Consider the following 4759-nt stretch of genomic DNA (forward strand, 5'->3'; position numbering starts at 1 on the left):
TCTGGAAACGATGGACCGGCTACCATCTCCGCAGCCGCGTCGAAGCCAAGATGCGGTGCCTGAACGCGTTCGGCGAGCGTATCGCGGCAAGAGATCCCGACCGCCAGACCGCCGAAGTCCACATCCGCATCGCCCTCATGAACCGCTTCTCAGCCCTTGGCACTGCCGAGATCGTTCGCGTGACATGACCTCATTGGGGAAAGGGGAAACTGCGGCTCAAGCCTGATTTCTGCAACAACGCCCCCATACTGCGGGGTAAAGACGGCATCCACGCTGAGCGCCATCTTCCGGCCTCCTCCAACAACACTTCGTCGCCGGAGAATTCAGATCCTGCAGCAGCAGGGAACGCTTCCATTGAGTGTTACATCGTATTAGTCGCTCATCCCGCCGTAGACGCGGTCCCGGAACCCTTCGGCCAGTAGGACCATCGTTAGATGGATGCCGGTCATGTCGAAAGATTCCTAACTTAGCGACAGCGCTCAGACCGTATCGCTGTCGAGATAGCTCAAATACCATTGCCGCTGTTGATCCGCGATGCCAGCTCGAAACGAGTGAGGCCGAGTGCCGAACCATATGCGGATCGGACGCACTCGTTCCGGTAGAGGCAGGAAGCCAAGCCGACGCAGCAAGCGATAGTTCGGCGACCATGGGTAGGACCAGGCTAGCACAGCCTCAGCCTCTCGTTGCCGCAAGCGCCCAATTTCGGAGGCAAGGAGTTCACGCAGCGACTCCTTCCCAAGCGCTTCCATCAGATATGCAATGCGTCCACCGTGCTTTTGCGCCTCGCGTGTCACCACCAGCGCGCCCTGGGCTGTATCGGTATCGGCAACAACGCGGTAGTCTGCGTTGTGTGGGCTGGCGAAAATCCGATAGTTTAAGAAGGCGCTATCTCTCACTGTGCCACAGCCGATGTTCGGGGCTGTTCTTTCCCAGAGGACGTCGGCCCACTCGCCGAATGTCTCGACAGGACTGATGTTCTGGTCTCGTGCCAGACTCAGCGGGATATCGACGGGCAGGCCCAGTTTGCGTAGGAGTAATCCTGCGCGAAGTGGTTTGATCAGAAACGGCACCTGACCATGGCGGTGCCAGCCCATTTTTTTGAACCAAGCCGGAGCTGCATTGTCATTGGGAAAGCCCCATACGAGGTCTGCACCATTCTCCTGTGCATGAGCATCGTAGGCACGTGCGAGCTTGGTGAAGATGCCCTGTCCCCGCATCCTGTCGGATACGAAGGAATCGATGGCTTGGTACGCGGAGCCGTGGTGGGACCCAAAGCGCATCTGTGAACGAACGTAGCCCGAAACGCCGACGACCTTTCCCTCCTGACGCGCGACGGCGAAAGCCGAGCCATTCTTTGCAAAAGCCCAGTCAATCGCGGCCCTTCCCGCCTTGCCGCGCTCCATTCCCGAAGAGACATAAGCATCGATCACATCGGGGCCGACGCCCTCAATGGAAATTTCGGTTTCGCTCAAGCCGCTTCTCCCATGGCTTTGGAGGTCATGCCGTACATTTCGGAGAGATAATGATAGTGATCGGCAAGATGTCGTAGACTAGCAAGGTTCTCTTCGATCTTGTGGCCAAAATTGTGTGGATGCCACCACAGATGATAGCTGCTTCCTCTACGCGCGGCAGCGGTCATGCCCCGCTTGATCGTTGCGAGATGAAGCGGATGAAACTGCGCCAATCTTCCTGCACAGGGACGTAGAAACCGGCTGGCGGGAACATTGGCAATCTGGCTGTGGTCTTTCTTGAATGTCTGATGCCCTAGTATCGCTGTGTAAGAATCCGCGAGACGCAGCGCACGCCGCAACGGTGTCTGCTCAGCAGCCCTTGCAGACCGATACGCCCAACTCTCCGGATTGCCTCGGTAAGCCATGAGCCCATGGCGCTCACAGATCGTGAGGTGTTCTGGTCCATACTGATTGCGAGGGAAAACGATCGACCGCATCTCGATGCCACGGTGTCTCGCGATCTCCAGGCTCGCCCGCAGATCCGCCTCGAATGTCGCCTCTGTCTGGCCCTCCTCAAGGCAATAGTAATGCGACAGCGTATGGGTCCCGATCTCCTGCCCCGGAGTTTCGGCAATACGTCGCACGAGGGAGGCACCGAAATAGTAAGGATCGCTTGCCTCGTCTGCTCCAACGTCGTCGAGGTAGCTGTAGCTCGACATCTTCGGATTGCTATATACTGGCCGCTCTTCAGGCGCGGGCAAACTAGCCAGAAGTTCGTCGCGATCCTCGCACATGAGGAAACCGACCGTGGCCCATGTGGCGCGGATGCCGCTTTCGGCAAACAGGTCGAGCATGCGCGGCACCGCCTCGCGTGCTCCCAATACGTTGGCGCCGTAGCTTTCCCGATCAGCGTGATCCCGGACACCCCAGAGAAGTTCGAAATCGAGAGAGATGACGAACGCTCCCATCACTGCTGTCCTTCGCTGATCGATTTGTGGCGCTCTCTGTCCGCGCCAAGAATAGGTACCGTGATTGCTTCTTTGGGAACCTGCCGCCCTACGCCAATATAGGCTTCTAACCCGGCCTCGCGGGCGTCGGCGTCGGAGTAGACGTTGCGCAGATCGGCCATGCGCGGCTGCGCCATCGCGCCTGCGACCCGGCCTAGATCGAGGCCGCGGAACTCGTTCCACTCGGTCAGGATTACCAGCAGGTCCGCGCTGTCCGCTGCAGCATAGGCATCGTCGCACCATGCGACGCCGGGCAGCAGCGCCTCGCCCTCGTGCCGGCCCTGCGGGTCGCACACCCGGACCTTCGCGCCGCCGCCGACCAGCGCCGGCACCAGCGTCAGAGAGGGCGCGTCGCGCATGTCGTCGGTGTTGGGCTTGAAGGTCACGCCCAGCACCGCGACGGTCTTGCCGTTGAACGAGCCGCCGCACAAGTCGAGCAGCTTGTCGATCATTCGGCGCTTGGTCTCCTCGTTGACCTTGATCACCGTCTCGACGATCTGCATCGGGCTTGCATGCTCCTGGCCGATCCGGGCCAGCGCCTTGGTGTCCTTCGGGAAACAGGAGCCACCATAGCCCGGACCCGCATGCAGGAACTTGTTGCCGATCCGGCCGTCGAGGCCGATGCCCTTGGCGACCTCCTTGACGTCGGCGCCGACCTTTTCGCACAGCGCTGCGACTTCGTTGATGAAGGTGATCTTGGTCGCGAGGAAGGCGTTGGCTGCGTATTTGATCATTTCGGCGCTTTCCAGATCTGTAGTGACGATCGGGAAATCGCGTAGGAAGAGCGGCTTGTAGATGTCAGCCATGATGCCGGCGGCGCGCTCGTTCTCGACACCCACCACGACCCGGTCGGGACGCATGAAGTCGTCGATCGCCGCCCCCTCGCGCAGGAACTCCGGGTTCGAGGCGACGTCGAAGTCGAGCTCGGGGTTGGCGCGCCGGATCACCTCGGCGACGCGGCGGTTGGTGCCCACGGGCACGGTGGACTTCGTCACCACCACGACGCCCTGAGGCGCGGCGCGGGCGATCTCCTCGGCGGCGGCCATGACATAGCTCAGATCGGCATGCCCATCGCCGCGCCGGGTCGGGGTGCCGACCGCGATGAACACCGCCTGCGCGCCTGCAAGCGCTCCCTCGAGATCCCGGGTGAAGGATAGCCGCCCCGCCTCGATGTTGCGGCTCATAAGATCCTCGAGGCCGGGCTCGAAGATTGGCACCTCGCCGCGCTCGAGCCGCGCAATCTTGTCTGCATCCTTGTCGACGCAGATCACCTCGTGGCCGAAATCCGAAAAGCAGACCCCGGAGACGAGGCCGACATAGCCGGTCCCAATCGTTGCAATTTTCATGTCATCTTTCGCAAATTAAGAACCGCGTACTCAAGAAGCGGGTGAGCGGAGGTCAAAAAACTGATGTGTGTTAATACCGGCTCGAACAGGCGAATGTTTGATAACACCAATCATCGGCCGCGGCGCTCTTGCGTAGCGTTGTCCGCCCGCTGCATCTCCCGTTGCAAGGTCTGGATCTCGGCTTGCAACGCCGCGTGCTCGGCCAGCTTGCGCTGCAAAAAACCCGAGGCCAGCCGTGCCTTCTCCTCGAGCCCGCTGGGGGTCAGAAGATAGGCATAGGCCAGCTTGTTGCGCGAGACCCGGAAATTGCTCGCCTTCACCTGGCCCTTCTCGATCAGCGCCCGCAGCAGGTAGTTCGCCCGCCCCAGGCTCAGCCCGAGCTCGGCGGCGATCTGGCGCTGCGACAGGTTCGGCTCGGCCTCGAGAAGTCGCAGCAGGCGAAAACGGATGTCCTCGGGGATCATTGCGCCGCCATGGCTGCCGCACCGGGACTCGCGGGCGAGCTCGGGGGCGTACGGACGGCGAGGCGGTCCATGTTCATGGGTGAACGCTTATCTATCATGACGGGAATGTGCAACGCGCTTGGTGAAAAAGTTTGGAACCCATTCGGACCGAAAGCGTTTGTTGCGCCGCCGATAGCGTCACCTTGCGGGCGAGACAAGCCTTGTAGCCAATGGACGTAGGGCTCCACTGTCCTGGCTTGACTTGGCCTGCTTTCGCTCAGCCTCGGGAAAAGCACTTGTTCTGGGTGTATCGATCGCTAAAAGGACGCCTTCAAGGCCGAGCGCTGCGGCAATGCCTCGGTCGCGGCCATGACGAGATGATCCGCTCGACAGCGGAGCCGAGGCGGCAAGAGGCAGATACATGACCGGACAGGCACTCGAACGCGGGCGACCGCAACTGACAGCCGTGACCGCGGCACCGACACAGACCAATGCGGCCGCGGATGACGAGA

The 4759-nt window shown here is 61.0% G+C and carries 4 protein-coding genes and 1 pseudogene; 1 reads left to right on the top strand and 4 read right to left on the bottom strand.

Annotation, left to right across the window (positions count from 1 at the left end; genetic code table 11):
• Positions 1 to 188 (top strand): annotated as a pseudogene (locus ACFDS3_RS19075) (IS5/IS1182 family transposase); the annotation flags it as partial.
• Positions 189 to 479: 291 nt separating this feature from the next.
• Here the strand turns inward: ACFDS3_RS19075 and ACFDS3_RS19080 are convergent.
• The 4 genes from ACFDS3_RS19080 to ACFDS3_RS19095 all read right to left on the bottom strand — a co-directional run bounded on the left by ACFDS3_RS19080 (position 480) and on the right by ACFDS3_RS19095 (position 4268).
• On the bottom strand, positions 480 to 1472 hold the full coding sequence (locus ACFDS3_RS19080; protein ID WP_375263927.1) for a GNAT family N-acetyltransferase: 993 nt from the start codon (positions 1470 to 1472) through the stop codon (positions 480 to 482).
• Positions 1469 to 2419: a polysaccharide deacetylase family protein gene (locus ACFDS3_RS19085; protein ID WP_375263928.1), complete on the bottom strand. Its 951-nt coding sequence runs from the start codon at positions 2417 to 2419 to the stop codon at positions 1469 to 1471. The genes ACFDS3_RS19080 and ACFDS3_RS19085 overlap by 4 nt, the downstream gene beginning before the upstream one ends.
• On the bottom strand, positions 2419 to 3804 hold the full coding sequence (locus ACFDS3_RS19090; RefSeq protein WP_375263929.1) for a UDP-glucose dehydrogenase family protein: 1386 nt from the start codon (positions 3802 to 3804) through the stop codon (positions 2419 to 2421). The genes ACFDS3_RS19085 and ACFDS3_RS19090 overlap by 1 nt, the downstream gene beginning before the upstream one ends.
• A gap of 110 nt (positions 3805 to 3914) precedes the next feature.
• Positions 3915 to 4268 carry a MarR family EPS-associated transcriptional regulator gene (locus tag ACFDS3_RS19095; protein ID WP_375263930.1) on the bottom strand — a complete coding sequence of 118 codons (354 nt, stop codon included), beginning with the start codon at positions 4266 to 4268 and terminating at the stop codon, positions 3915 to 3917.
• Positions 4269 to 4759 lie beyond the last annotated feature (491 nt).

Source organism: Palleronia sp. (assembly GCF_042089775.1).
In the GTDB taxonomy this organism is placed as follows: domain Bacteria; phylum Pseudomonadota; class Alphaproteobacteria; order Rhodobacterales; family Rhodobacteraceae; genus Palleronia.

What these genes read in the sequence shown, in the direction of transcription:
- ACFDS3_RS19095 (WP_375263930.1), bottom strand. Translation starts at nt 4,268, where the DNA reads ATGATCCCCGAGGACATCCGTTTTCGCCTGCTGCGACTTCTCGAGGCC.
- ACFDS3_RS19085 (WP_375263928.1), bottom strand. Translation starts at nt 2,419, where the DNA reads ATGGGAGCGTTCGTCATCTCTCTCGATTTCGAACTTCTCTGGGGTGTC.
- ACFDS3_RS19090 (WP_375263929.1), bottom strand. Translation starts at nt 3,804, where the DNA reads ATGAAAATTGCAACGATTGGGACCGGCTATGTCGGCCTCGTCTCCGGG.